This window comes from Pseudoalteromonas sp. UBA2102, assembly GCF_002331165.1.
GTDB lineage: Bacteria > Pseudomonadota > Gammaproteobacteria > Enterobacterales > Alteromonadaceae > Pseudoalteromonas > Pseudoalteromonas atlantica.
On sequence record NZ_DCYU01000041.1, the window covers coordinates 1 to 3,956 of the forward strand.

Consider the following 3,956-nt stretch of genomic DNA (forward strand, 5'->3'; position numbering starts at 1 on the left):
TCGTGGTAGTAAATCATCGGGTGAATCGTCATCGCGCGTAGGCACTGCAAACACAGTTGGGCGTACGTCTATGGTGTAGGGGTATAGCCGTAAAATATCGATACATTGTTTGAGTAAATCTATGCAGTCTTCGTCTGGTATTTCACGGTATAAATTACCACCGGCATGTAAATGGCACATAGGTGGGCCATCTATAAGTGACTTTTTTTTCTCAAAAATAGTGGTATGAATCCCTAGCGCTGCCAATCGGATAGCTATTGTTGCCCCTGCTGTGCCGCCACCTAAAATGCCCACACGGGTTTTAGGCTGAGCACTTGGCTTTACCTCGGGTTCCCCCGTTACCTGTGTGTTTTGAGCGAAGCGTTTAATGTATGGGTGCGTCATGTAGCGGTTTATTTCCTTAGTAACAATAGCTTTAACTTGTAATATGTGTACTAAAGTGGGTAATTTCAAGGCGTAAATACAATTAATAAGCTCATGTATTTAATATAAAAACTGCTTTGCATTTAAAAACGCAAAGCAGGCACAATTAGCTCTGTATATTGAGGGTATTAAGCAAGGTTTTGTATATTTGCAGTTTAGGGGTTTGCTCGCTGTATGGGCTTATAGCCAAAATAGGAAATGGTAAGCGTGCTTTTAACGAATCAAGGTTAGCTTGGTATTCGTCCATATTTGGGTCTACTTGGTTGGCAATCCAGCCTACGCAGTTAATACCTAAACTTTGCATATGGGCAGCGGTAAGTAAAGCATGGTTTAAACAGCCTAGTTTCATGCCTACTACTAAAATTACGGGTAGTTGCTCGGCCTTAACCCAGTCGTATAAATAATCGGTGTTATTAATTGGCAGTACCCAGCCACCAGCGCCTTCGGTTAGGTGGTAATCGGCACCTTGTTGTTTAAGTGTTGAGTACGCTGTGCTTAGTTTATCGAGCGTAATATTAACCCCTACTTGCTCTGCGGCTATGTGCGGCGCAATAGGCGGCGCAAAGGCAAAGGGGTTTATTACATCGTATTTAGCACTTACCGTAGCGCTTTCCATTAGCATGAGTGCATCAGCATTAACTAGCTGATCAAACGCCATTTCGCAGCCTGCGGCAAGTGGCTTAAAGCCAATTGCGTTTTTTTTATGTTGGGCAAGTAGCTTTAATAGCAAACTAGTCACGTGGGTTTTTCCGGCGTCGGTGTCGGTACCGGTAATAAAAAATTCTTTCATTTTAGTGCCTTGATTAATTTTAGTATTAGCTACTCATGGCTTTTTTGTAATGATAACAATACCACATGGTAAGATACACACGCTTGATTGTTTAAAAGCGGATACGCATTACACACCCGCTGTAGCGCCGACTTCGTTAATAACCCTTGGCGCGAATTAGCATGATTTTGTGTTGTAGCACCAATGGCTTTAATAGATTTAATGGCTTTTAACGGGCTTGAATAACAATCGGTATAAATTACTTTTTGTGAGCTATTAATACTAAACCCTGCCTTTTGTACCGACTGGTTTATATAAGCGTGTGTATTAAAGGTATTTATATGGCTACGGTTATCAAGCGCTGCAAACGCTGTTTTAATTTCGTTAAGCGAACCCGCAACCACTGTGCTTATATAAGCCTGCCCGCCAGGCTTTAAGCTTTTATAAAGCGCCTGCATTAATTTTTCAAAATTAGCCGACCACTGCACTGCAAAGTTACTAAATATGGCGTCAATACTGCTTGCTTGTAGCGGCAGGTTATCCATATCGGCGCAAATTTTTGGGTTAGTTAATGCAGCGCTTTTAAGCATGTTTAAGCTTAAATCTATCGCGATGACTTGGCCGTATTGTCTGCTTAGCTGTGAGGTATTCACCAGTGGGCCAGCTCCTAAATCTACACAGCGCTTATTTTGGTTGCATGACTGGGAGCTTATTAATTTAAATAAATCGCTTGCTGCCTGTTTTTGTACATTGGCATGGCTGTTGTACTGCTCAGCTGCTTTAGAAAACTTATCACTCGCCCCCTTTTTAAGCGCTGTATGAGGGCGTACTTGCTCAGCACTTTGTATAAGCGCACTATTTTGTGGAGCCCCATTTATAGGTAAAAGCGCGGGCTTTTTATTTAAAGCTTGCTTACTGTGGGTATGAGCTAAAGCCTGCGCAATCATGCTATTGCGCCTTTTAAGTGCTCAACAAGGGCTGTTATATCTGCATGGGTATGCGCCGCTGTTAAGGTTACACGTAACCGCGCGGTATTGTGCGCAACCGTAGGTGGGCGAATAGCGGTTAGCCAAATGCCCTGCTGTTTAAGCCTTTGTGCTGCGTGTAACGTTTGTTCGGCGCAGCCAAGTACAATGGGCTGAATAGCGGTGTTTGAATCCATTACCGCAATGGCATGTTGTTTACAAAGCTGCTTAAAAAAAGCAATGTTACTACTAAGCTGCTCGCGTTTAACATCTGCACATTTAATGGCTTGCAAGCGCGTAAGCGTAAGTGCAGCCATAAGCGGCGACATAGCGGTTGAATACGTGTAGTCGCGGTTAAACTGCAGCATGTAATTAATAAATTGGTTATTTGCTAATACACAGGCTCCGCTGCTTGCTACTGCTTTTCCAAAAGTAATAACCAGTATATCGGGAAGTGCTAAGCCTTCATCTAATAATGCCTCACAGCTACCTAAACCGGTTTTACCTAGGGCGCCAAAACCATGTGCATCGTCAATCATAAGCCAGGCATTGTGCTCTTTAGCTAAAGCAAGCAGCTCTTTTATGGGGGCGGTGTCGCCATCCATCGAAAACACCCCTTCGCTAATAATTAGCTTATTGTGTGCTTTTGATTTTTCGAGCCGCGAACGTAAATGCTTTAAGTCGTTATGGCTAAAGCGGATCAATGCGGCATTTGAGTGCATTGCGCCGTCAATCAAACTGGCGTGGTTGAGCTTATCTTGAAAAATAGCACTGTTTTGCGCAGCGCTTTTATCGTTAAACAACGCTTTAATTACACTGCTATTTGCACTAAACCCCGAGTTAAACAACATGCCAGCCTCGTAGCCAAGCGCGCTACATAAGTATTGCTCTAGCTGTTGTTGCTGCGCCTGATACCCAGTAACTAAAGGTGAGCTGTGGCTACCGAGTACGTTGATTTGCTCAAGGTTAATACTGCAATCACCAAAGCCTAGATAGTCATTACTGGCAAAATTAAGGTACGTTGCGTTATTTACTGTAATGGTACGTGCTGTGGCGCGCTGCACCACATGGCGTTTACGCAATAACGCATGTTGCTGTTGTTGCTGCAAATGCGTATTTAAAAATTCAAATGGCATAAAAGGTAAGCTTAGGCTTCGTAAAATAAGGCTGACATTGCTTTATCGGCCACTTGAGATGACAGCGATGCGGCAACGGCTTCGTCTGAGTAGTCTTGGTGTTTTTCTGGGTTCATGCCTAATTTTTTAATTAGCTTCATGTCGGCATCGGCCTCTGGGTTTTCGGTTGTGAGTAATTTATCACCATAAAATATTGAGTTAGCGCCTGCAAAAAAGCACATTGATTGCATTTGCTCGTTCATGGCGCTGCGCCCTGCCGATAAACGCACATAGCTGTGTGGCATCATAATACGGGCGGTAGCTATGGTACGTATAAATTCAAAATGATCTAAATCGTCTACGTTTTCAAGCGGTGTGCCTTTTACTTTTACCAGCATATTAATAGGTACGCTTTCAGGCTGTTGTGGTAAATTTGCCAGCTGCATTAATAAACCGTAACGGTCGCTTGCTTGCTCGCCCATACCGACTATACCGCCTGAGCATACTTTCATGCCGGCATCGCGTACGTGATCTATGGTATTTAACCTGTCTTCAAAGGTACGCGTAGATATAATTTGCTCGTAATATTCAGGCGAAGTGTCGAGGTTATGATTGTAGTAATCAAGCCCTGCGCTACTTAGCTCATGTGCTTTTTCGTTGGTAAGTTTACCAAGCGTCATACAG

At 43.4% G+C, this 3,956-nt stretch carries 4 protein-coding genes and 1 pseudogene; all 5 read right to left on the reverse strand.

Going from position 1 to position 3,956, the window contains the following annotated elements; genetic code table 11:
* Nucleotides 1-384, reverse strand: a pseudogene (locus B2R65_RS04970) (FAD-dependent oxidoreductase); the annotation flags it as partial.
* Nucleotides 385-529: 145 nt separating this feature from the next.
* The gene (gene bioD, locus B2R65_RS04975; protein ID WP_286741400.1) at nt 530-1,213 is read right to left on the reverse strand and encodes a dethiobiotin synthase; all 684 of its coding nucleotides are present in this window, start codon (nt 1,211-1,213) and stop codon (nt 530-532) included.
* A 29-nt stretch (nt 1,214-1,242) separates the two neighbouring features.
* A complete protein-coding gene (locus B2R65_RS04980; protein ID WP_248530850.1) occupies nt 1,243-2,139 on the reverse strand; it encodes a methyltransferase domain-containing protein in 897 nt (298 codons plus the stop codon).
* The gene (locus B2R65_RS04985) at nt 2,136-3,293 is read right to left on the reverse strand and encodes an aminotransferase class I/II-fold pyridoxal phosphate-dependent enzyme (protein ID WP_286741402.1); all 1,158 of its coding nucleotides are present in this window, start codon (nt 3,291-3,293) and stop codon (nt 2,136-2,138) included. Before B2R65_RS04985 ends, B2R65_RS04980 begins: the two co-directional genes overlap by 4 nt.
* An 11-nt stretch (nt 3,294-3,304) precedes the next feature.
* The coding region (gene bioB / locus B2R65_RS04990) for a biotin synthase BioB (protein ID WP_286741403.1) at nt 3,305-3,956 on the reverse strand (652 nt) is incomplete at its 5' end.